17 protein-coding genes are annotated in these 22,345 nt (G+C 65.1%); 5 read left to right on the top strand and 12 right to left on the bottom strand.

Going from position 1 to position 22,345, the window contains the following annotated elements; all coding sequences use genetic code 11:
• Nucleotides 1-7: 7 nt before the first annotated feature.
• Both WM2015_RS00430 and WM2015_RS00425 read right to left on the bottom strand, forming a co-directional pair.
• The gene (locus tag WM2015_RS00430) at nt 8-1,249 is read right to left on the bottom strand and encodes an FAD-binding domain-containing protein (protein ID WP_049724193.1); all 1,242 of its coding nucleotides are present in this window, start codon (nt 1,247-1,249) and stop codon (nt 8-10) included.
• 121 nt (nt 1,250-1,370) lie between these two features.
• Nucleotides 1,371-3,431 carry a S8 family serine peptidase gene (locus tag WM2015_RS00425; RefSeq protein WP_169751065.1) on the bottom strand — a complete coding sequence of 687 codons (2,061 nt, stop codon included), beginning with the start codon at nt 3,429-3,431 and terminating at the stop codon, nt 1,371-1,373.
• Nucleotides 3,432-3,857: 426 nt separating this feature from the next.
• Here WM2015_RS00425 and WM2015_RS00420 point away from each other — a divergent pair, with 426 nt between their 5' ends.
• Nucleotides 3,858-4,349, top strand: coding sequence for a fasciclin domain-containing protein (locus WM2015_RS00420; RefSeq protein ID WP_049724192.1), 492 nt, complete (start codon nt 3,858-3,860; stop codon nt 4,347-4,349).
• Nucleotides 4,350-4,421: 72 nt separating this feature from the next.
• A complete protein-coding gene (locus tag WM2015_RS00415) occupies nt 4,422-5,897 on the top strand; it encodes a protein adenylyltransferase SelO (RefSeq protein ID WP_049724191.1) in 1,476 nt (491 codons plus the stop codon).
• Between the two features lie 825 nt (nt 5,898-6,722).
• Here WM2015_RS00415 and WM2015_RS00410 read toward each other — a convergent pair.
• The 3 genes from WM2015_RS00410 to WM2015_RS00400 are packed head-to-tail and all read right to left on the bottom strand — an operon-like array spanning nt 6,723 to nt 10,053.
• A complete protein-coding gene (locus WM2015_RS00410; protein WP_049724190.1) occupies nt 6,723-7,478 on the bottom strand; it encodes a LytR/AlgR family response regulator transcription factor in 756 nt (251 codons plus the stop codon).
• Nucleotides 7,475-8,662 (bottom strand): sensor histidine kinase, encoded by a 1,188-nt coding sequence (locus tag WM2015_RS00405; RefSeq protein ID WP_169751064.1) that lies wholly within the window; start codon nt 8,660-8,662, stop codon nt 7,475-7,477. Before WM2015_RS00405 ends, WM2015_RS00410 begins: the two co-directional genes overlap by 4 nt.
• A 20-nt stretch (nt 8,663-8,682) precedes the next feature.
• Nucleotides 8,683-10,053: a serine hydrolase gene (locus tag WM2015_RS00400; protein ID WP_082169318.1), complete on the bottom strand. Its 1,371-nt coding sequence runs from the start codon at nt 10,051-10,053 to the stop codon at nt 8,683-8,685.
• Nucleotides 10,054-10,415: 362 nt separating this feature from the next.
• On the opposite strand from WM2015_RS00400, the gene WM2015_RS00395 reads away from it, so the two are divergent.
• Both WM2015_RS00395 and WM2015_RS00390 read left to right on the top strand, forming a co-directional pair.
• Nucleotides 10,416-11,096 (top strand): hypothetical protein, encoded by a 681-nt coding sequence (locus WM2015_RS00395; RefSeq protein ID WP_049724187.1) that lies wholly within the window; start codon nt 10,416-10,418, stop codon nt 11,094-11,096.
• Between the two features lie 317 nt (nt 11,097-11,413).
• Entirely contained in the window at nt 11,414-12,103 is a 690-nt protein-coding gene (locus WM2015_RS00390) for a hypothetical protein (protein WP_049724186.1), read from the top strand.
• Nucleotides 12,104-12,124: 21 nt separating this feature from the next.
• On the opposite strand, the gene WM2015_RS00385 is transcribed toward WM2015_RS00390, so the two are convergent.
• The 3 genes from WM2015_RS00385 to WM2015_RS00380 form a co-directional block, all read right to left on the bottom strand.
• Nucleotides 12,125-12,337, bottom strand: a complete 213-nt coding sequence (locus WM2015_RS00385; protein WP_049724185.1) for a DUF6768 family protein — start codon at nt 12,335-12,337, stop codon at nt 12,125-12,127.
• A gap of 116 nt (nt 12,338-12,453) precedes the next feature.
• The gene (locus WM2015_RS16305) at nt 12,454-12,585 is read right to left on the bottom strand and encodes a hypothetical protein (RefSeq protein WP_260319121.1); all 132 of its coding nucleotides are present in this window, start codon (nt 12,583-12,585) and stop codon (nt 12,454-12,456) included.
• A gap of 117 nt (nt 12,586-12,702) precedes the next feature.
• Nucleotides 12,703-13,086, bottom strand: a complete 384-nt coding sequence (locus WM2015_RS00380; protein ID WP_156200713.1) for a hypothetical protein — start codon at nt 13,084-13,086, stop codon at nt 12,703-12,705.
• A gap of 70 nt (nt 13,087-13,156) precedes the next feature.
• Between WM2015_RS00380 and WM2015_RS00375 the strand changes: the two genes are divergently transcribed.
• A complete protein-coding gene (locus WM2015_RS00375; RefSeq protein WP_049724183.1) occupies nt 13,157-17,086 on the top strand; it encodes a GEVED domain-containing protein in 3,930 nt (1,309 codons plus the stop codon).
• A 217-nt stretch (nt 17,087-17,303) separates the two neighbouring features.
• Here the strand turns inward: WM2015_RS00375 and WM2015_RS00370 are convergent, their stop codons facing one another.
• The 4 genes from WM2015_RS00370 to WM2015_RS00355 all read right to left on the bottom strand — a co-directional run bounded on the left by WM2015_RS00370 (nt 17,304) and on the right by WM2015_RS00355 (nt 22,155).
• The gene (locus WM2015_RS00370) at nt 17,304-20,042 is read right to left on the bottom strand and encodes a S8 family serine peptidase (protein ID WP_049724182.1); all 2,739 of its coding nucleotides are present in this window, start codon (nt 20,040-20,042) and stop codon (nt 17,304-17,306) included.
• Nucleotides 20,043-20,306: 264 nt separating this feature from the next.
• Nucleotides 20,307-20,522 carry a TIGR02450 family Trp-rich protein gene (locus WM2015_RS00365; protein WP_049724181.1) on the bottom strand — a complete coding sequence of 72 codons (216 nt, stop codon included), beginning with the start codon at nt 20,520-20,522 and terminating at the stop codon, nt 20,307-20,309.
• 4 nt (nt 20,523-20,526) lie between these two features.
• A complete protein-coding gene (locus WM2015_RS00360; RefSeq protein WP_049724180.1) occupies nt 20,527-20,712 on the bottom strand; it encodes a hypothetical protein in 186 nt (61 codons plus the stop codon).
• A 108-nt stretch (nt 20,713-20,820) separates the two neighbouring features.
• On the bottom strand, nt 20,821-22,155 hold the full coding sequence (locus tag WM2015_RS00355) for a metal-dependent hydrolase family protein (RefSeq protein WP_049724179.1): 1,335 nt from the start codon (nt 22,153-22,155) through the stop codon (nt 20,821-20,823).
• Nucleotides 22,156-22,345 lie beyond the last annotated feature (190 nt).

The raw sequence follows: 22,345 nt of genomic DNA, 5'->3' as shown, positions 1-22,345 counted from the left end.
CCGTCCCTCACGCACCCAGATCGAGAAGCCCCTGTCGATCACCCAGACCCACGGCATCCAGCAGCGCCGGGATCTTCTTCTTGAAGGGGAAGAAGCCCTTGGTCGCCTGCGGCCAGGCCAGGGCGTCCCATTCGCGGCGTCGGCGTTCGAGCTGGATGCCTTCCTTTTCCAGCTGCAGCTCGAGCTGATCCAATGCGTCGTCGACCGGACCCACCGGGGCATCGGCGGTCACGATCCGGTCGACGCCGGCGTCTCGGCAGGCATCGACGAGCATGGCGGCATCCAGGGTCTCGAGCGCTCTGCCGCTCAGACCGAAGTGCTCGCTGGCACGCCCCAGGGCATCGTCCAGGGCGCCGCTCACGAAACGCCGAGCCTGCTCACCCCAGGGCCAGGATGACAGGCTGTGAACCCCTCGGGCACCCAACAGACCGGCGATTTCCGCCGATCCGGGCAGCAGGGATTCCGGATGCAGATCTTCGGGCGTCAGCAACAGAAGCGCCGGCCCGTCCATCGGGGCTTCGGCCCGAAGCGCCGGCGGCAGTGGCCCCGGTGGCGGCGGGCTGGGGCCGTCCAGTGCCGGGGCTTCGGTCGCAAGGCCGGCGGGACGAAAGCGGCCGGCGGTGAACTTCTCGATGTTGTCGGGGCGGGCCAGGTAGGTCTTTCCCTGGGTCTGCAGGCCGGCGACCCAGCGCCAGCTCAGGGTGTTGGACGCCGGATCGGCGTCGATCAGATGCCGCAGAAAGAAGTCGGCGCCCAGGGTCCAGGGCAGCTTCAGGGTGAAAATCCAGATCGAGGCGAACCACATCCGGGCGTGGTTGTGCAGGTAGCCGGTCTCGATCAGCTCCTTTGCCCAATCATCGAAACCCTCGATGCCGGTCTGCCCGGCTTCGGCTTGTTCCAGGGCCCTGGCCAGGCCGCCATTGCCCTCGATCCGATGCACCGCTCGAGTCCGCTCGGAAAGAAAATCACGCCACACGGAAGGGCGCATCTGCAGCCAGCCCTTCCAGTAGCTGCGCCAGCAGACCTCCTGGACGAATTTTTCCGCGGCGGTCACGGAGTGTTGCTCCAGCACCCGGGCGAGCACCTCCTGTTCGGTGATCAGGCGGTAGCGGATCCAGGGCGAAAGTGCCGAGACCCGGTCGTGCCGGCCGGGTCCGTGATCGTGGTTGCGCTCGCGGGCATAGTCGCGTCCCGCACGGGGCAGAAATTCCTTCAGTCGATCCAGGCCGGCCTTGCGGGTGGGGTGCATCGTCGAGCTTCGCGAAAGTGATGTGGCCTCACGCTATCCGGTACGCAGTGGGCAAAACGTAAAAAGGCCCGGCCGCTTGTGCGACCGGGCCTCGAGCGTGTGCTCGCTGGCGGGTGATCGATCAGTAGATCAGGGTCACCGTTGCCGAGCAGTTGCTGGTGCCGGCTTCGCAGACCTGATAGGTCAGGGTGCCACCACCCTTGAAGCTCGTCGCATCAGTGTAGGCGCCATCGTTGGCCGTCGTGGTCACGACAGACCCGTTACGAACGATGTCGACGCTGCCGCCCTGGGCACCACTCCAGCTCAGGTCCGCACGCCAGCGTCCCTGGACCTTGTAGCCCACACCCGTCAGCTCGATGCCGCTCGGATCTCCGCCACCACCATTGGTGGCCACCGTCACCTGCTGGGTGACCGAGTCGCTGGCACCGTCGTTGTCGGTGACGGTCAGGGTGACCGAGTAGCTGCCGTCGGCCGCGAAGCTGTGGCTGGCGGACGCGCCGCTGGCGCCGTTGCCATCACCGAAGTTCCAGCTGTAGCTGGCGATGCTGCCATCGGAATCCGAGCTGCCGGAACCATCGAAGCTGCAGGCCAGTTCGTTGCAGCTGAAGCTGAAGGCTGCCGTCGGCGCCGCATTCGGGTCCGGATCGGGACCACCGCCACCCAGAGCGTCAATGGCCGCCTGCGCCTGGACCAGACCGAAGCCGAAGTCGTTGTCGCGACCCGGCGTGCCCAGATCCAGGGCGGTGGACGTCAGCAGCTGACGAATCTCGGGAACGGTCATGTCCGGGGCGTAGCTCCAGACCAGGGCTGCGACAGCGGCCACGTGCGGGGTCGCCATCGAGGTGCCGTTGTAGGAGTCATAGCCATCGGCCGGCGCGGTGTAGACCGTCGACACGAAGGCCGAGGCGCCCAGCTGGTTGGCGACCAGGCTCTGACCGTCGGCCTGGCTCATGCTGACCGCCGGAATCGACGAGCAGGCACTGTTCGGGTTGCCCTTGCAATCCAGCAGGCCGCCGAATCCGCCCGGCTCGTTGTTATAGACGATGGCCGCGACGCCGCCACCGGCCTCGACGGCGGAGACCTTCTCGCTGAAGCTGACGCTACCGCGCTCGCAGAGCACGACCTGACCGGACCAGTTGCCGGCCGAGGTGCACAGGCCGCCATCGACCAGGCCACCGCTGGCGGTAGTCTGCGCCGAACGATCCATCGCCGAGACGGTGTAGTCGCGATCGACGTTCACGGTCGCTGCGGTGTAGGGGACCGTGCTGATCACGTCCACGCCCGGCGCGGCCAATTCCACCTGGCTGTTGCGCTGGGAGAAGCTGCCGAGGTTGCCGTTGACGTCGATGGCGCCCACGGAAACCACGGCGTCGTAGGAGGCCGGATAGCTCATCTGGGTCGTGCCGTCATTGCCGGCAGCCGCGATGGACAGGATGCCCTGATCGGCCAGGTCCTGGAAGGCCTGGGCCGCAGCCGAGGTGGCACCGCCACCGCCGAGGGACATGTTGATGACCGTGGCACCGGCGTCGCGACACTCGTAGGCGGCGGCGATCAGATCGGAGTTGTAGCTCCAGCCACAGGAACCGGAGGTCCAGTTGTCGTCACCGAAGACCTTGACGATATGCAGGGCGATATTGCCGCTGGGCATCACCCCGACCACGCCCGAGCCGTTGGCCAGGGCCGCGATGGTGCCGGCCACGTGCGTGCCGTGACCGCAGGAATCGATGAACGGGTCGCCGCTGCCGGCGAGGAAATCACCGGTCACGTTGGTCGACTGGAGATCGGAGTGCCCGATCTGGTAACCGGAATCGATGATGCAGACCTTCTGGTTGCCGACAAAGGCATCGCTGACCAGATCGGCTTGAACCATCGGAATACCGAAGGGAACCTGATCGGCCATCGGGTAGACGCGCTCGTCCACTTCGACGTTGACGACGTTCGGATTGTTGCTCAGGGCCTCGAGGGCCTGGCTCGGAATGGTGATGGCCACGGCATTGATGCTGTGCTGGGTGAGATCACGCTCGATGCGGCCACCGGCGGCCTGGATGGCGGCCTTGCCATTGCCAGCAGCGCCGGGTGCGAACTGGACAATGTAGCGGTTGTCTTCGGCCACGGCGGACATGGCAGAGGCCAGACCGACAGCACCGATGAGTGCGCCGGCCAGAAGTTTGGAAACGGTCATGTAGAACTACCCTCTTTGGTCTGGGATTGGAAAGAGCATGCGTCCGAGACCACCCGGTCCCCCCGAGTCTTCGGTCGCATGGCAATGGGCAAACGAATGGCGGCCGCGAGAGCGCGGTCGATTCGAGTGTCCGGGGTGGGGAAAATCAATTGCAAGATATGGCTTGTATGACTTCTGGTACTGTTGTTTCGAACATGCTTATGTTCGGATTGATCTTTTCAGTCTGAACACGAAATGTGCTACGTGTCAAGGTTTCGTGACGAAAAACTGCATGGCACCACAAGTCAGGCTCAAGCCGCCGTCTTCACAAGCAGCACACAGAATCTGCACAAGCTCTTGATTTTTAATTGACTTCTTCTCCATGGGGACCGCAGCAGACTCTACGCTCGCTGCTTGCCAGCGTTTCACTTTCCCTAGGAGTTGTTCATGTTCATTCGCAAAGCTTTTTTCACTCTGGCCCTGATTCTGGTGGCGATCAGCCCCTTCGCGAGCGCTGACCATCACGGCGGCTCGATGAAGAAGAACATCGTTGAAACCGCCGTCAGTGCCGGCAACTTCAACACCTTGGTCGCGGCCGTGCAGGCTGCAGGCCTGGTCGACACCCTGTCAGGCGAAGGCCCGTTCACGGTCTTCGCGCCCACCGACGAAGCCTTCGCCAAGATCCCCGCTGATGATCTGCAGGCCATCCTGGCCGATACCGAACTGCTGACCTCGATCCTCACCTATCACGTTGTCGCCGGGAAGGTCATGGCCTCGGACGTGGTCAACCTGGACAGCGCCACCACCGTGCAGGGGTCGGACGTGGACATCGAAGTGACCGACGAAGGCGTCAAGATCGACGGCGCCCTGGTCACCGTCACGGACATCGAAACCAGCAATGGCGTCATCCACGTGATCGATACCGTCATCACGCCTTGATCGCCTGACCGATCAGGTGTTTCGAGCGGCCCGCCTCGGCGGGCCGCTTTCTTTTTGATTAAAGTCTTCCCTATGCCGATTCGATTCCAGAACCGCTACGCCGAATTGCCGGACGTCTTCCGGGCTCGCGTCGATCCCACACCGGTGGCCGATCCGGAATGGGTCGCGTTCAATCGTTCACTGGCCGAGGAACTCGGTCTGGATGCGAACTGGCTTGCCGGGCCCGACGGCCTGGCCATGCTGTCCGGCAATGCGCGGCACCGCAGCAGCCTGCCCGTTGCCCAGGCCTATGCCGGGCACCAGTTCGCGAACTGGGTCCCTCGGCTTGGCGACGGCCGCGCACTGCTTCTCGGTGAGGTCGAAACGCCGAGAGGCCGACTGGTCGATCTGCAGCTGAAGGGCTCGGGACCCACGCCGTTCTCCCGAGGGGGTGACGGGCGCTCCTCCATCGGGCCTGCCGTGCGCGAGTACCTGGCCACCGAGACCATGGCCGCCCTCGGCATCCCGACCACGCGCGCCTTGTCGGTGATCTCGACCGGTGAGATGGTGATGCGGGAGCGGCCCGAACCCGGCGGCGTGATGTGCCGGGTGGCCTCTAGCCACGTGCGCATCGGCAGCTTCGAATACCTGGCTCGCAACGGCCTGGGCGAACAGGTGCAGACCCTGGCCGACTTCATCATCGACCGCCATGATCCCGATCTGGCCGGCCAGGCCGATCGCTACCAACGGCTGTTCGACCGGGTGGTGTCTCGCACGATGACCCTGGTCGCCCAGTGGATGTCGGTGGGTTTCGTGCATGGGGTGATGAACACCGACAATATGGCCCTGTCCGGCGAAACCCTTGACTACGGCCCCTTCGGCTTCCTCGACCGCTTCCACCCCGACACGGCCTTCAGCTACATCGACCGCCGAGGCCGCTACGCCTGGGGACGACAACCCACGATCGCGCACTGGAACCTGGCCCGCCTGGCCGAATGCCTGCTGCCCCTGTTCGATGCGGATCCCAATCGGGCGCTGGAGTTCGCCAACGAACGCCTCCAGCGAATCCCTCGAGAATTCGATAAGGCCTTCCATGCCCGCCTGCGCGCCAAGATCGGCCTGCGGGAAGCCTCGAGTGGCAACGATGCCCTCGCCCTGGACCTGCTCGATCGAATGGCCGGGCAGGAGGCCGACATGACCCTGCTGTTCCGCGCTCTGACCGATCTCGACCTGGAGCCCGGCGAAGCCGACCTGAAGGCCAGACAGTGGTTCCGGGATCCCGAGAGCTTCGACCTCTGGGCCAGGGATTGGCGCCAGGCACTGCGCGCCGAAGGCGGCGATCACGCCGCTCGCCGGCAGGCCATGAAGCAGGTCAACCCGGCCTTCATCCTGCGCAACCACCTGGCGCAACGCGTCGCCGACGCCGCCGTCGAAGACCTGGATTTCGCACCGCTCCACGAGATGCTGAAGGTCTTCGCCCGCCCCTATGAGGACCAGCCCGAGCACGCGCATTACCAGAGGCCGCCGAAGGCCGAAGAAGTGGTGGCGAATACCTTTTGTGGCACTTGAAGGGGTGGGGTTTGCGGCTGGCGCCGCGGGGTGTCTGGCTCGCAGGCGGCGCCTGCATCGCCAAAGGCCGCAAGCTGGCGCTTGCCCCGCTTCGCGGGAACGTCAAAGGCTTCCGCCCCGCTTCGCTGAGGGCGGGTTCCTTTTGGCAGATGATCCAAAAGGAACCAAAAGATCTGACGCCCATGAAGTCGCCGGGCTTCGCCCGGTCCCCTGCGATGCTCGGTCCAGGCGGGCGTCGCCGAACTCGCTCCGTTCGCTGCGCTCTCTCCACTCAGACATCGCGGCGACGCTGATCCGCCTGGCCCTGCGCTTCTCGGCGACTCCAACGGCTAAGGCAAGATCAAAGGCAAAAGCACACAGAGCATCACGGGCGGACGGATACGCTCACGGACTTTCTCCGCTTCGTGCAAATCGCCACATCGCTTCCAGCTGCACTTCGCTCGACCCAAACGGACTAGAGCGAGCGAAGCGATGCTCCGACTGGTGTTGATTTTGATCTTGCCTTAGGCGTTGGAGACGCCGAGAAGCGCAGGCCGGGTCGGAAAAAGCGGTTTCGCATGTCTGAGCGAAGCGAGTTCGAAACCGCCCGACCCGGCTGAGCATCGCAGGGGACCCAGCGCGGCCTTTTGCGCTGGGCGGCTTCATGGCCGTCAGAACTTTTGGTTTCTTTTGGTTCGTCTGCCAAAAGAAACTCGCCCCGCAAGCGAAGCGGGGGCGAAAGCCTTTGACTTTGACTTCCCGCGCAGCGGGCAGGCGACAGCCTGCTTGAAGAGCAATGCAGGCGCAGCCTGCGAGCCACACCAACCCGGGCGCCAGCCCGAAAACCTACATCCCTCGAAATCTCGACCGCGCCGAATCACTGACCGGCAGGGCTTCCGCATGCCCGCGCAAACGGGCATGCCAGCGCCCCAGTTCGTCCTTTTCGATGTGGGAGACGGCGGGTGCCGCCACCAGCACCGAGCGGTGGATGCGCCAGAAGTGCTCCGGATCGAGGCGATCTTCCAGTTCCTTTAGGCTCATGCGGACCAGCGCTTCTTCTTCGGCGGTCACGACACGGACGTACTTGTCGCTGGCGCGGAAGAAGAGCACGTCTTCGACGGCCAGCAGACGAACCGTGTCACCCTGGGTGGCCGTGATCCATTTCAGGCGCTCGACCGCGGGCTGTCCGAGACGCTCATCGAGGGAGGCGAGCAGGGCGCCGATATCGGGAGGCGCCGCGTTCAGGCGCGCACGCAGGCGCTGGATGGTGGCGGCCAGGCGATCGGCGGTGACCGGCTTGAGCAGGTAGTCCAGGGCGCCGGCCTCGAAGGCCTGGATCGCGTACTGCTCGTAGGCCGTGGTCAGCACGACGTGGGCCCGGCCGCTGGCCGAGCGGGCCACATCGATGCCGCTGGCGCCCGGCATCCGGATGTCCAGGAAGAGCACCTGGGGTTTGTCACGCTCGAGCGCCGCCAGGGCCGAGTCGCCGTCGCCGCAGGCGGCAACCAGTTCGGCCTCGGGCCAGAGGGCGTCGATCAGAGCGATGAGATGCTCGCGCTGGGCGCGCTCGTCTTCGGCGATCAGGATTCGTACCGGGCTCATGACGGGCTCTCCATCGGCAGTTCGATGCTGGCCCTCACGCCGCCGCCCGGACGGGATTCGAGGCGAAGACGGGCCGCATCCCCATAGCGCAGGCGCAGCTGTTCATGCACATTGCTCAGACCGACACCGTGGCCGACCGTGTGACCCAGGCCGACGCCGCTGTCGATCACCTCGACACGCAGGCGATCGCCGCTCTCCGTCAAGGCTTCGACCCGAATGATCACCTCGCCACCCTCGGGCTTGGGTTCGAGACCGTGCTTGATCGCGTTCTCCACCAGCGAAAGCAGGAGAAACGGAGGGAAGGCGACGGGGTTCAGCGCTTCCTCCATGTCGATGCGACAGGACAGGCGCTCGCCCATACGACCACGCATGACATCGAGGTAGTGCCGACAGAGTTCGACTTGCTCGACCAGGGTGCTTGCAGCCGAGGCACTGCCATCGCGCAGGCGCGGTATGGCCGATCGCAGATAGTCGCAGAGCGCATCCAGGGTCTGCTCGGCCTGATCCGGCGAACGCCGCAGCTCCGATCGGATACTGGCCAGGGTGTTGAACAGGAAGTGCGGCTCGACCTGTGCCTGCAGGACCGCGAGCTGCTGATCGGTCGCCAGCTTGTCGGCGCGTAGATCGGCCAGGGCCTGCTGCTGACGGAACTCGGCCAGGCGCCGCCCCTCGCTCAGGTAGGCCCGCAGCGCCAGGCCGCCGCCAATCAGGGAGTACAGGACCAGCAGGACCAGCCAGTTGAGCAGCAGTGCGCTACCGCTCATCTCACGGTCGAAGCGCTCGCCCGTGATCGCCATGATCCGGCCCGAGGACCAGCTGTCGGCCAGGAAGGCCAGCACCAGGCCGACCAACAGTGCCAGCAGCACGCCGCCCTGCTCGAAGCGCGGCGTCGGCAGGCCATGGCGAACACCCGCCGCCAGCAGCGGTCCGGCGTTGACCATCACGGCGAAACCGAGAACGAAGACCAGGCTCAACTCCGTGGCCTCCGAGGCACTGCCGCCGGCGGCATAGTGTCCCAGTCCCGACAGCGCGCCCCAGGCCAGGATGAACAGGCCGATGAACAGCGCCCGCCGCCAGACCCAGGGCCAGGAGAAGACCGGGTAGCGGCGGTAGGCCAGCCACCAGCCCGGCCTGCCGGCGGCGACTTCCGCCGGCAGATGCTGATTGAGGTCGAAGGAATCCATGGCCATCAGTCAAGCATAGGTTACTGACGGCGACCATCGAGGCTCAATGGCCCCTGCTGAAAATCCAGACCGACGACCTGTCCAGCGGCATCGCGTTCGAATTCGATGCTCAGGTCCAGATCCGCCTGCACGAAGCGCCCTTCACCCTCGGAGCTCAGGGGAATGCGCGGCTGGACCTGACCCCCGACGCTGGCCTGGATCAGCAGTTCACCCTGATCGACGGTGAAATCCAGAGTGAAGTCACCCAAGAAGGGCTCGTCGCCCTGATAGAGGCCGTAGCGACCGACATAATGCTCCAGCACTTCGCCTTCGGCAGCCAGGGCCGGACGCTGTGGCGAAGCCAGGGGGTAGTCGGGATCGATCAGATGGAAGGCCAGATCCGCCAGGCTGTTCTGCATCAGCATGCTCGTGTCCATCAGGATCAGGGACGCTCGCTCGTGCCCGGGATCCACGACAGCGAAACTCGAGAAGCCACCCGTGCCGCCGTCATGGGCGAGGACCTGCCCATCACCGAGCGGGAGATGCAACCAGCCATAGCCGACGGTCTGTCCGCCGACCTCGATCAGAGCCTGCTGCGAACGCTCGAGCGCCGCTGCCAGCTCGCTGCCTTCGGGTCGAAGCAGGGCGACCAGCCACTTGGCCATGTCCGCCGGCGTGGAGCGGATCGCGCCAACGCCACCGAGATCGCCATCGAAGTCCCAGTTCGGCACCGCCTCGCCACTGGCGTCATGGCCCTGCACCGTGGGGCCGCTCAGGCCCGTGTCTTCCATGCCCAACGGGCCGAAGACATGCCGATCGAAGAGCGCCTCCAGCCCCTGGCCGGTCAGATCGACCAGGGCCTGTGCCAGCAGCATGGCGCCGAAGTTGGAGTAGGCAAAGGCCTCGCCCGGCTTCGCCTCGAGCTCGGTGTTCGCCAGCGCCTCCAGCAAGGCGGATCGATCGAAGCCGTCGTAAGGATTGCTCATGTCCGCCGGAACAAAGCCCGTCGGCAGACGCGGCAGGCCCGAGGTATGGGTCAGCAGATGACGAAGACGGATCGGTGCCTCGGAGTCACCGGGAATCGTCTGTTCCGCCCAGATCTCGGCCACGGGCTGGTCAAGATCGAGCTCGCCACGCTCGACCAGCACGGCGACCAGCAGCCCCTGCAGGGCCTTGGAGATGGAGCCGATCTCGAAGCGCGACCGCGCGTCGAGCTCCCGATCAACGCCTGCGTCGGCGCAGCTCGCGGCATGCTCGACCTCATCCTGGATACGAGTCGCCACGAGACAGACGCCGGAGCGATCGCCAGCAATTCTCTGGTCGACCGCGTCCGTCCAGTTTGCGGCCGATGGCGCTGAAAAGAATGCTGAAGCCAGCAGGATCGTGACAGAAAGCGCGCTTTTATGTTGCATGGTCGATGTCCTGAATTTGGAACGAGCCTGCAGTCTGCCGCAGCGGCGGGTCGGACGCTGACCATCGCGATGAACCCCGGCTCAGGCACGACGAAGAGCTCGAATCGCGTCTTGAACGGCTCCTCGACGTCCAGCATTGCTCTGCTTCGACACCGATCCGGGCAAGTACGGACCCGGGTCGCGTAATTAGCAGGAATTGATATGCCTGAAATACGCTAAGTTTCATACTCTTGATATTGACAGCCTTTGCCGGCTTAGCTATGTTTTTCCGCGGCGCCACCAGGGGGACTTGTTGATCACTGACAACTGGAGGCTTTCCCATGTCCATGAACGTTGCATTATTGCGGGGCGCATGTGCTCTGATGTTCCTGTTGCTCGCCACACCCGCCGCGTTGGCTTGTGAGAATCAGATTCAGTCCACAAGCCCGAACGTCGCCGAGTATGTCTACAACCCCAACTCCGGCGTCTGGGAACGCGAGAGCGCCTGGTACGATCCCAGCTACAGCACCTACGTTCCCGGCCCGGACGACTACGTCATGACCGGCGTCAACTTTGCCGAAGCACCGGCGGCCAGCGGGACCGATGGCGCGCGTCGGCAAGGCCGGGATGCGGGCAGCAAGGAGGCAATCAGCTGCGGCGGTGATCCGATCGAGCTGCCGCCGATGACCGTGGTCGCCCCGTCTCCGGGCCCCTCCTTCGGCTGGCCGCGCTTTCGCCGCATCATGATCGGCGGCGGTGGTGGTGGCGGCGGTGGCGGCGGCGGGACCGTCGTCCACAGCCGAACCGAAGCCGGCATCGTTCCTCCTGCGCTGGACAATCCGGTAGACGCGACCTGCAACTCGGACACGACGACGCGCTTTCTGCATGCCCGCTACGACATCTCCAGGATGACCTTGACGTCCCGGAATCGGGTCATGCACAACCGTACGGCGATTCGCGTAACCTACTCCGACGGCAGCAGCGAGCGCTGGCCGGTCCTGTCGCCCTACAGTTCACCCTTCATCCACGACAACCCCGTCCCGGGCTCCCTGAGAGGCTGCTGATAGGGGCTGCCGAGGCTGACCATCCAGATCCTCAAGAAGCGAGTTGACAGGGAATCATGCGATACCTCAGTGCTGCAGTTTTTGGCCTGGCCGTCTTCGGAATCGGGATATGGGCCTGGCTTGACCGGACCCAACCGACGATTCAACCCGTTGACGCTGCGGTCGAATCGGAGGCATCGTCCCTCGCCCCGAAATCGGAGGCGAACGATTCACCTGCACCGCCTTCACGGATCGAGGTCGATGCATCCGGGGCCGCCGAAACGGTGGCCCCGGATCCAGTAAGGCCCATCGTTTACGAAGAAACGCTGGCGGCCACATTGGAGCGCCAACTTGACGCCGATGGTGAACTGTCGCCGCAAGCCAGGCACCTCTATTCGCAGTGGCTGGAGCCCTGTTTCCGTGCCGTACAGATCGAAGGCATGAGCGAGGCGGCCAGAACGCAACTCGGCCTGCGCGGCCCCGTTCTCGCCGAGGCCGCCGAGTTCTGTGCCGAAGCACTTCCTCCCGGCCTCGACCCGGCGGATGCGATCGACGCAACCGCAATGCAGTCACTCTCGGAAGACTACCTCTTCGAAGGCTCGCTGTTCTCGACCAGCGACGCGCTACAGGCCACGTCCGAGTCGATCTCGGTCGATGCAGCTAGCCGGGATGCGCTGAACATTCTCGGCAGCAGCGTGGATGAGGGCGCCATGCTGGCGGCGCTGGATTTTCTGGTGACGAATGAAGAAGTCGACCCACCCTATGCTGATTACCCGGCGACTCGATTCATGTACGACCCCGTACTCCAGGGCACGGTGGTCACGGCCCTGCTTTGCGACCGGATCGGCGGCTGCTACGGACAACACCCCCTGACCCTTCGCCACTGTATCGCCAGCCGTCACGGCTGCCTGGCCCCGTCCGACTACTTCGATGCCGTACGCCAGACCACCCCGCCGCTCGAGTACGAGGCCTTTCTGTCCCTCTACCAACAGATTCACCGGCGCATCAGCCAGGTCCGACGCCCCTGAATAGCAGCGGACAACTGCAGATTACTTCAAGTCGGCCGCCGCATTCAGGCGATCACTGGTCAGCGCGATCTCCAGGCGTTTGAGCTCCCGCGCGGTCCAGTTGCGGTCGCGCTCGAGGTTCATCTCGAGGAAGAACCAGAGTTTGAGCAATCCGAGACCGTTGAAGGCGGCCACGGCAATCAGCCCGCAGAACAGAAGCTGCTCCAGGTCGCCTGCGGTAAAGACCTGGAACAACGCCCGAATACGCCGGCATCTGCTGTGCTGACATCTCCAGGCTCGGCGTCACGTCGTGCGAGTTCTTGGCGAATCTTGTCGTCGATGTTCATAGCGATCTCCTTCGATCGAGTCTTTCAGTTGCTGCCGCGACCGTAGAACAGCTCCAGCGTTTCCCGCTCCAGCATGGGCAGGGCCTGCATGGCGGTCCGGAGACTAGAGAGACAGGTCGACATCGAGCGCTTCTGCTGCCGGAACTGCGGATTCAACCAGCTCGTCGATCGAGGTCTCGGGCATCAGTATCCAGCACAGAGCGTTGGGCTCGTAGCGAATGTCCCAACCATCGGAGCGGACGAAGGGCGGAGAACGCGCCGCGAGCAGCTGGCTCAGGCTTCGTCTGAGGCTTCCAGGCGTCGGATGCGAAGGCGAAGCAGGAAGGTGACGAGGCTCTCGGCGACCGTGCCGAGGCCCGCGATGACCATCGCGATCAGCGCGGTCTGCCGATCGATCTCGATAGGGAATAGATCATCACCGGTGAAGTAGGCCAGCGCCGACAGGGCCAGGACGATGGCCAATAGACCACCGATGATCTGCGCGACGATGAGCTTGATCTTCAGCGATCGAAGCTGCGCTTGCTGATCGAGCGGCCCGATCGGGCGACGGAAGTCTTTCATGGGTGTTGCAGCCGAAGAATGGTCCTGCACAAGGATACTTGGAAATCCCAGCCGGAAATCCCAGCCGGAAAGCCCGACCGGAAGGCTCGCCGGCACCGTCCTCTCTTGACCGGCCAGTGTCCCCTGGGGGATGCTGGGGACTTGATCTATGGAGGGGGGAGACCCAATGCGCTGCAAGACTCGATTCCCGGCCATCGCGATTGCGCTGATCGCCGCCGTCCTTTCCGTCCCGTCCGCCCTGGCGCAGACGGTCACCAAGACCTACGATCCGGCCGGACTGATCAGCGTCGATGGCAACGGCACTTATGGCCTGACCCTGCCCGGCGTGGACTTCACGGCCGCCGACTTCCCCCCGGGCAGCGTGATCACCGACGTCGACGTCTCCGTCGTCTGGTTCAAGACCGACGGCAGCTGCAACACGCCGGGCACCGGCAACTCCTTCCATGACGAAACCAATTTCCGCATCGACGGACCCGGCAGCAACCAGATCCTGGCGCCCCCGGGCACCTGGTCGGGCGCCACTTCGATCGACTGCTGCGTCACCACCGATTTCGACCAATCCGCGGCGGCCATTCCCAGCGGCGTGCCGACCACCGGGACCTTTCTGCCCAACGGTGGCGATCTGAATGCCTACCTCGGCCTCGATGGCGTCTCCAGCTGGAGCCTGAGCGTGGGAGACACCGGCACTGGTGATCCCCTGTGCATCGACAGCTACTCGGTGACCGTGACCGCCGAGGTCCCCAGCTTCGACATGGGCAACACCGACATCAACACCTGCACCGGGACCTTCTACGACGATGGCGGCACCGCCAACTACAGCAACAATCAACAGCTGGAGATGCTGGTCTGCTCCGACAACGGCGGCCCGATCCAGATGGATTTCAGCAGCTTCAATATCGAGGCCGGCTTCGATGGGCTCTGGATCTGGGATGGCGCGGATCGCAGCACGGCACCACCTGCAAACACCCTGGAAGACCCGACCCTGCCCCCCGGCAACGTCCTGTTCGACGGCGCGACCGGTTCCGCCTGGTCGACCTGGTGGGGCACCAACAACCCCGGCACCCTGATCGGCACCTCCGGCTGCCTGGGTTTCTATTTCTCCAGCGACGGCAGCGTCACCGCGCCCGGCTGGGAGGCAGCGATCAGCTGCCCGGCCGTCGACTATGGCGATGCACCCGACAGCCCAGGTGGTGCGGCCACCGGCAATCCCTACCCGTCCTTGATCGAGCACGACGGCGCCGGTCACATCGACGCCGGCCCGTTCCTGGGCGCGCTGCGCGATAGCGAAGCCGATGGACAGCCCGATGCCACGGCCACCGGTGACGACCTCGGCGGCAGCGATGACGAGGACGGCGTCGTGTTCACCACGCCGCTGGTGGCTGGGCAGGGCGCGACCGTGGACATCACGGCCAGCGGCGCCGGCCTGCTCAATGCCTGGATCGACTTCAACGGCAACGGCAGCTGGGCCGACCCGGGCGAACAGATCTTCACGGACCTGGCGCTGGTGGCCGGTGCCAACAACGGCCTGGGCTTCAGCGTCCCTGTCGTTGCGGCCCTGCCCCAGACCTTCGCGCGTTTCCGCTTCAGCCAGGCCGGCGGCCTGAGCTACGACGGCATCGCCGTCGACGGCGAGGTCGAAGACTATGAAGTCAGCATCGGCGCGTGCTCGACCACGGTCAGCAACACCAATGACACCGGACCCGGCTCCCTGCGCGATGCGATCAGCTGCGCCAACCTGACGCCCGGGCTCGACACGATCGACTTCGATATCGCCGGTCCCTTGCCGTACGTGATCCAGCCGGCGAGCGCACTGCCGACGATCACCGAGACGATCATCATCGACGGGACGACCGAGCCCGACTTCACTACCGTGCCGATCGTCATTCTGGCTGGCACGATGGCCGGTGCCGGCGCCAGCGGCCTGAGCATCAATGGCGACGGCAGCCAGATCCGTGGCATTATGATCGCCAACTTCGACGGCCCGGGCATCGAGATCGTCGGCAGCGACAATCTCATCGGTGGACTGAGTCCGACCGATTTCAACTTCTTCAGCGGCAACGCGACTGGCGTTCAGCTCAATGGCCCCGGCAACGGCAATCGGATTCTCGGTAGCCGCTTTTCCCAGAACGTGGGGCTCGGCATCGATATCGCGCCGGTCGGCGTCAACGCCAACGACGTGGACGACGCAGACGGCGGGCCCAACCGCCGCCAGAACTTCCCGGACATCTCGGCCGCGATCCTCGCCGGCCCGAACCTGGAGCTGAGCTACTCGGTCCCGAGCATCGCGCCCAATTCCGCCTTCCCGATCCGGGTCGAGTTCTTCATCGCCGATGCCGATGGGCTGGAAGGCAACTTCTTCCTCGGCAGCGACAGCTACGCGGAGGGCAGCAGCCCGACCGTCGTCCTGCCGGCCCTTAGCGCCGTACCCGGTGACTTCATCGTTGCCACGGCCACCGACGCCGATGGCAACACCTCGGAGTTCTCGGCCGCCGCGGTCGTGGTCGACCCGGCCGTCGACCTGGCGATCACCAAGACCGACGGGGTGAGCAGCGTCGTGCCGGGACTGAGCACGACCTACACCATCAGCGTCAGCAATCTGAGCGCTTTCGATGCGATCGGCGCCAACGTCAGCGACAGCTTCCCGGCAGGCACCAGCTGCAGCTGGACCTGCGTGGCCAGCGCCGGCAGTGCTTGCACGGCGGGGCCGGTGGCCGGCAACATCAACGACACCGTCGATCTCCTGGCCGGCGGCTTGCTGACCTACACCGCGACCTGCGGCATCGCCGCGAGCGCGACGGGAACCCTCGTCAATACGGCCACCGTGACGGTGCCGGTCGGGATCAATGACCCCGTCCCGGGCAACAACAATGCCACCGACACCAATACCCTGAACCCGCAGGCCGACCTGTTCGCCACCAAGAGCGATGGCCAGACCGAGGCCACGCCGGGCGAATCGGTGACCTACAGCATCGGCGTGAGCAATGTCGGACCTTCCGATGCGCCGGGCAGCCTGGTCACCGACACCGCCCCGGCCGCCTGTACCGCCTTCGACTGGACCTGCGTGGCCAGCGGGGGCGGCAGCTGCACGGCGGCCGGATCCGGCAGCATTTCCGACACCGTCGATCTCCCGGTCGGCGCCTCGCTGAGCTACTCGGCCACCTGCACCATCGACCCGGCCGCCACCGGAACGCTCGACAACACGGTCAGTGTCGCCACCGCAGCGGGCATCACCGAAGTGAACGGCACCGACAACAGCTCGACGGACAGCGACACGCTCGGCGCCAGCAGCGATCTGTCGATCAGCAAGCTCGCCCAGGGGGTTCCGGACCCGATCCTGATCGGCTCGACCTTCAGCTACCTGATCAGCGCCGACAACGCCGGCCCCTCGGATGCCACCAACGTCGTGGTCCTCGACAGCCTGCCGGCCGGCCTGGACTACGTCTCCGACGATTGCGGTGCGAGCTTCTCGGCACCGGACTGGACCTGGACCATCGGCAACCTGGCCTCGGGCGATTCGGCCAGCTGCACCCTCGAGGTCAGCGTGAGCGCCCTGGGCGCGATCAGCAACACGGTCAGCATCTCCAGCGACAGCAATGACCCCGATGGCGCCAACAACGCCGACACCGCGGTCCTCATCGGTGCCCAGGCCACCGACGTCGGCATCACCTTGACGAGCGATGCCAGCCCCGACCTGGGCCCGGGTGACAGCTTCACCTACACGGTCACCGGCACCAACAACGGGCCCGGCACGGCCACGGGCCTGGATTTCACCCTGGTCCTGTCGGCGAGAACCTCGTTCGTCTCGAGCACCTGCGGCGCCGTCCTGAGTGGTGACACGCTCAGCTGGAGCGTGGCCAGCCTGGCCGAGTTCGATTCGACCAGCTGCGAGATCACGGTGCTGGTGACCGGCGCGGGCACCATCCTGGCCACGGCCAGCGTCGCCACCGAGACGGCCGATCCGGATCCGGTCAACAACAGCGGCGAGCTGATCTTCGGCATTGCGGGCATTCCGGTGCCGATCTTCGGACCCCTGGGCCTGCTGCTGCTCATGCTGCTCAGCCTCGGCGTCGGCGTACTGGTCCTTCGGCGGAGCTGACCGCACTCGAACCAAGGCGGCCAGATGCCTGCTGGCCGCCATGCGGGCCCTGACCCGACAGCGATGCCGCGGCTGAGGATCGTGGCGGCGGATTGACCGAGCAAGGTCGCCCGGCCTGGAGTGAAGCTCGACGGCGACAAGCCGCGTCGATCTTCAGCGCCTTTCGAACGGCCAGCCGGCCCCGGTCCGTCTCGCGGACCGAAGGCCAGGCCGCGCTTCAGGGCTCGAAGCGATCATCGAAGGCACTGTCGGTGGCCAGCCGGTCGCTGGCGCTGTTGTTGGACACCTCGTCCTCGAGCACATCGCCCGGGGCCGAGACCTCGGCCACATTGAACAGCACATGCTGCTCGCCCACCGCCGCGACGGCGCTGAGCAGGAACGTGACCTGTCCACCGGGCTGAAGGTCGACCAGTTCATCGATGGATCCGAATCCATCCATCGCACAGACCGACCCTGCCGAAGGCATGCAGACCCAGGACGCATCCACCAGTTCGGCGGGGAGCAGATTGGTGACGCGCGCACTGCTGACGGCCACCGGCCCCTGATTGATGACCGTGATCACATAGCTCAGCCCGGCACCGGGCTCGAGAACGGCTGCATCGCTACTGATGCTGATCGAAAGATCGATGATCGTCCGGCAGTCGACCTGAACGTTATCGATCGGTGTCATCCCGGCCTGCCCGGACTCGTTCGTCACTTCACAGCGCTGCGCTGGCTCGCTCGGATCGGTGGCCACGGTGACCTCGTAGCTATCGCCGAAGGGAACGACCGAGCCGAAAACGAAGGGACCATCGCCGCTGACGAGCAGATCGTCGCCGCCGTTGTTCTGAAGCCTCAGGCCGGTGCCTACCAGCCCCGTCACGGCACCCCCGACGGTCGCTCCATTGACGATCGAATAGGTCTCGTCGATGGCCGGCTCCACCGTGCCCAGGAAGTTGCCGACGGTATCGCGGACGTCCTGGCTGAAGGACAGGTTCAGGCCAACGGTGCCGTTCAGATCAGCCAGGTCACCCCCGGAGAGCGTGATCTGATAGGTGCTGGCGTTGACGGGCATGAAGCTGCCCACCGCAGTCGTCCCGACGATGTCGAAATCGTCGATCGAGATGCTGGTGACCGCCTCGCTGAAGGAGAGCTCGAAGACGAGCACGTCGGCATCGGTCTGTTCATCACTCGGAGAGAAGCGCACGAAGCCGTTCAGGATCGGCGCCGTGTGGTCGAGCGTATAGGACTGATTCGCGCCGATGGGCGTGGTGTCGTCGAGGGGGTTGCCTGCCGGATCCTGGATGTCCTGCCCGACCGCGAAGCCGAGCGACACGACACCATCGACGCTGGCCATGTCACCCCCGGACACGGTCACGTCCGCTTCCTGGGCGCTCAGCTGACCGATGCTGACCGTGCCCGTCGTGCCCGACACCAGAAAATCATCGGCCGTCACGTTCTCGACGACTTCCGTGAAGCGAACCCGCCAGGTAACGCTCGCGACGTTGGTGAATTCGTTCGACGGTGACAGACGAAGAATGGATTCCACCCCCGGGGGGGTCGCATCGATGACGGCATGCGCCAGGTCAACGCGGATCCGGGGCCGAACCAGACCTGAAGGCGATTCGGTCACGGGCACACCGGTCGATGCCAGCGCCGCCTCGATCTGGTCCACGGATGCGTTGGGGTGGGCAGACTTCAGCAGCGCGATGGCCCCGGCCACATGCGGCGTCGCCATCGAGGTCCCACTGATCGATCGCGCACGGCCGGGCAGGGTATCGTCGATCGTCGGCTCGGCGGAATTGATCGCCACGCCCGGCGCCAGCAGATCGATCATGGTCGCCGAGTTCGAGAAGCTGGCCACCACGTCCGAATCGTTCGTGGCCCCGACGGTGATGGCGGGCTCGATGCAACCGGGTGCACCCACGGCATTGTTGAAGCCACTGTTGCCGGAGGCGATGGCAGTGGCCACGCCCAGGTCACGGAGGTTGCTGATGACGCCGAAGCGCGGGTCGGTGTTGCAGTAGCCCGTGTACTGTCCACCGCCGAGACTCATGTTGGCGGAGGCCAGACTCAGGCTGGCACGGTTGATCAGCAGCCAATCCAGGGCCGCGATCTGATCACTCGTGTAGGACAGGGCGCATGGGGTCGAAAGGCCGAAGCCGGCGCACAGGCTGTCGAAACGGGAGAAGACCTGAACGGCCACGATGCCCGCCGATGGCGCGACGCCGATCAGGGTCGCACCGCCCACCGGATCGACGAAGGCAGCACCCGCCGCAATGCCGGCCACGTGCGTGCCATGGCCACAGCCGCCGATCGGCGTCGTCGAATCACCTGAATAGGCGCAGTCATCGCCCGCATCCGGGGTGGTGAGGTCTTCTTCTGCCGCCCCGGGGCACAGACTGATGGATTGTTCATCCACATTGCTCGAGAAGCAGACCGATTCGATGATGCGACCGGCAAACATCGGGTGTTCATGATCGACCCCGGTATCGAGGATGGCGGTGCTCACGCCCGCACCGGTCAGACCGGCGCTGTGCAAGGCGCTGGCCCCGATCAGGGGCATGGTGCCATCGCTCGCCGGAGCCACGAGGTCATCGAGCACGATCGAGGTCACGGCAGGATCGGCGAGCAGTGCGGAAATTTCCGCGCCGTTCAGAAGCATCGACACCAACGGCACGCTCCGGAAGCGGCGGCGTAGCCGCGATTCCGTCGCCGACGCGGTCTCGAGCTCGGCAATCGGCCGGTTCAGCGCGCGCTCGATGATCGCGTCCTGGCGCGCCAGGCGCGCGGCCATGGCCTCGGGCTGGAGGCGGCGGTTCAGCTCGGTGCTCCCCCCGGTATCCTCGATCGCCACGATCACCGGGACGCGCTCCGAGCCTTCAAGGGCCTGGCTCAGCGCCGGGTCGATCTGGGCCCAGCCAGCGGTAACCGCCAGGAGGAGGGCGGCGGGGAGAATCGTTCGAATCAATGTCATGAGTAACCCAGTATCAAGGAATCCAGGCGGTGGGCCGGATCGGAAAATCGGCAGCAACGGTGGCGCCCGGGTGAGCCGATCGGCGCCGTTGCCATCGGCCCGGGCGACTCGTCCCGATTGGGAACCGGGCTGAAATCATGGAGGGAGTGTCTTCACCCCCTACCACGAGTGTACCTCAGCCTCCGAAGCCCGCGATCACAGGCCCGACCGAGGCAGCCTTGCCGGAGAAGGATCGCGTTCCGAGCAGGGTTGTTCAGAGAATCCCTAGCTCCATCCCTGCCGCCAGCGCTCGGCGTCCTGCAGGCTTCGCCAGTCGATCTCGAACTGACGGCCGGTCAGCACGGCCTCGATCAGGCAGTGGGTGACGTTTCCGTCCTCATCGAAGTCCACTTCCCGGACGATGAAGTGCTTTTCCCGCCGTTCCGGGTGCTGCGCCGTCCACTTGCTGTGGAGGAGCTTCTTGGGGTGAATTCGATTCATTCGCTCATTCGCTTGACGAACGTGCAGACTGGCTGCACGGAGGGCCCCCCGACCGCAGACCGAAGCCTTCGAACAGGGCGATGTAGTAGAGGGCGTTGACCAGCGAATACTGACCGAAGTTGAGTTCGGTCAGCAAGGGCCCGGGCTTCGTGGCGCTGAAATCGACCACGAAGGGATTGCGCACCACCATCCACACGTCGTCCCAGTGCGGATGGAAGCCGTTGAAGAAGGCCGGGAAGCAAGCCGCCGTGGTCAGGACGAGCAGCGCCAGACGAACGGCGAACAGCGAACGGCCGCATCAAGGTGGCGGCGTCTTGTAGACCTGACCTCCCTTCATCACGAACACGACGTTTTCCAGGGAACGGACATCCGCCAGCGGATCGGAGGCCACGGCGATCAGATCGGCGTGCTTGCCGGGTTCGAGGGACCCGAGGACGTCGGCCTGACCCAGATTCTCGGCCCCGTCGACGGTGGCGCTGACGATGGCCTCCATGGGCGTCATGCCGACCCAATCGACCAGCAGGCCGAACTCGCGGGCATTGTCGCCGTGCGGGAAGACACCGGCGTCGGTGGCGAAGGCGATGCGAACGCCGCCTTGATGCGCGCGGCGGGCGAACTGCTGGGCCAGGGTCAGGGCCTGGCGTGCCTTGGCCCGCTGGATCGGCGACATCCAGGAATCCGGGCTATCGATGACCGGCTGCAGGGCGAAGTTGGGCATCAGGGTCGGCGCCAGGAAGGCGCCGCTTTCGCGAAACAGCTCGATGCCCTCGTCGTCGAGGAAGGTGCCGTGCTCGATCGCATCGACCCCGGCGCGGAGCGCGGCCTTGATGCCTTCGGCGCCATGGGCATGTGCGGTCACGCGCCGGCCCATGGAGTGAGCGGTGGCCACGATCGCCTCGAGTTCGTCATCGAAGAACTGCTGCTCGAGACCGGCGGCGCTTTCGGACAACACGCCGGCCGTGGCGGTCAGCTTGATCTGATCCGCACCGCGACGAACCTGATCACGGACCGCCTGGCGGCAATCATCCGCGCCATCGCAGATGCCGGAGCTACGCATCGTGGCGGCGACGGTTTCGTTGAAGCCCAGGCTGAAGTCACCATGCCCTCCGGTAATGCTGATCGTGCTGCCGGCGGCGAAGACCCGAGGCCCGATCACGTCACCGCGCTCGATGCCGTCACGGACCGCGAAGATCGCATCGCCCTCGGCGGCACCCAGATCGCGCACCGCCGTGAAGCCCGCCATCAGGGTCGAGCGCGCATGCCCCGCGGCCACCATCGCCATGTCGGCGTCCGAATAGTCCACCCACTGCTGACGGTAGCCCGGCGCGAACTCCAGGGTCAGGTGCACGTGGCCATCGATCAGGCCCGGCAGGACGTGGTGGTCGCGAAGATCGTGCACCGTGACCGAATCACCGTCGGCCAAGGCAAGCTGCTCGGGCTGGACATAGCCCGATTCGACCCGCTCGATCGATCCATCTCGAATGATCACCGACGCCTCTCGGCGGGGCGCCTCGCCGGGCCGATCGAGAAGCCAGCCGGCATGAACGACGACCCAGGTCTCGGCGCGGGCCTCGCCGGGGCTGAACGTGAAAGCGAGCAGGAGGGCCGCGAAGGCCCGGATGAGAGACGTCATGGACTTCTGCCTGTAGCGGTTTCGTAACCGGATCGATGCAGCATAGGCAGCGACCACGACCGCTTGCAAGCGCTGCGGGGGGAGGCAGGTTATCGAATTTCCCTAAATTTGATCCTGCTCAACAAGTGATTGCTAATAAGCATTGATGATGCTAGCGTGAATTCGGGGTTTTCAGAGTTTGTTGTCAGGG

Origin of the sequence: Wenzhouxiangella marina (assembly GCF_001187785.1) — a bacterium.
Lineage (GTDB): Bacteria > Pseudomonadota > Gammaproteobacteria > Xanthomonadales > Wenzhouxiangellaceae > Wenzhouxiangella > Wenzhouxiangella marina.
Note: the sequence above shows the minus strand (reverse complement) of the source record. Positions and strands in the feature narration are given on the sequence as shown.

Excerpts from the sequence above, each read along its gene's own strand:
- WM2015_RS00430 (WP_049724193.1), bottom strand. The coding sequence starts at position 1,249 with ATGCACCCCACCCGCAAGGCCGGCCTGGATCGACTGAAGGAATTTCTG.
- WM2015_RS00425 (WP_169751065.1), bottom strand. The coding sequence starts at position 3,431 with ATGACCGTTTCCAAACTTCTGGCCGGCGCACTCATCGGTGCTGTCGGT.
- WM2015_RS00420 (WP_049724192.1), top strand. The coding sequence starts at position 3,858 with ATGTTCATTCGCAAAGCTTTTTTCACTCTGGCCCTGATTCTGGTGGCG.
- WM2015_RS00415 (WP_049724191.1), top strand. The coding sequence starts at position 4,422 with ATGCCGATTCGATTCCAGAACCGCTACGCCGAATTGCCGGACGTCTTC.
- WM2015_RS00410 (WP_049724190.1), bottom strand. The coding sequence starts at position 7,478 with ATGAGCCCGGTACGAATCCTGATCGCCGAAGACGAGCGCGCCCAGCGC.
- WM2015_RS00405 (WP_169751064.1), bottom strand. The coding sequence starts at position 8,662 with ATGGATTCCTTCGACCTCAATCAGCATCTGCCGGCGGAAGTCGCCGCC.
- WM2015_RS00400 (WP_082169318.1), bottom strand. The coding sequence starts at position 10,053 with ATGCAACATAAAAGCGCGCTTTCTGTCACGATCCTGCTGGCTTCAGCA.
- WM2015_RS00395 (WP_049724187.1), top strand. The coding sequence starts at position 10,416 with ATGTTCCTGTTGCTCGCCACACCCGCCGCGTTGGCTTGTGAGAATCAG.
- WM2015_RS00375 (WP_049724183.1), top strand. The coding sequence starts at position 13,157 with ATGCGCTGCAAGACTCGATTCCCGGCCATCGCGATTGCGCTGATCGCC.
- WM2015_RS00370 (WP_049724182.1), bottom strand. The coding sequence starts at position 20,042 with ATGACATTGATTCGAACGATTCTCCCCGCCGCCCTCCTCCTGGCGGTT.
- WM2015_RS00365 (WP_049724181.1), bottom strand. The coding sequence starts at position 20,522 with ATGAATCGAATTCACCCCAAGAAGCTCCTCCACAGCAAGTGGACGGCG.
- WM2015_RS00360 (WP_049724180.1), bottom strand. The coding sequence starts at position 20,712 with ATGGTGGTGCGCAATCCCTTCGTGGTCGATTTCAGCGCCACGAAGCCC.
- WM2015_RS00355 (WP_049724179.1), bottom strand. The coding sequence starts at position 22,155 with ATGACGTCTCTCATCCGGGCCTTCGCGGCCCTCCTGCTCGCTTTCACG.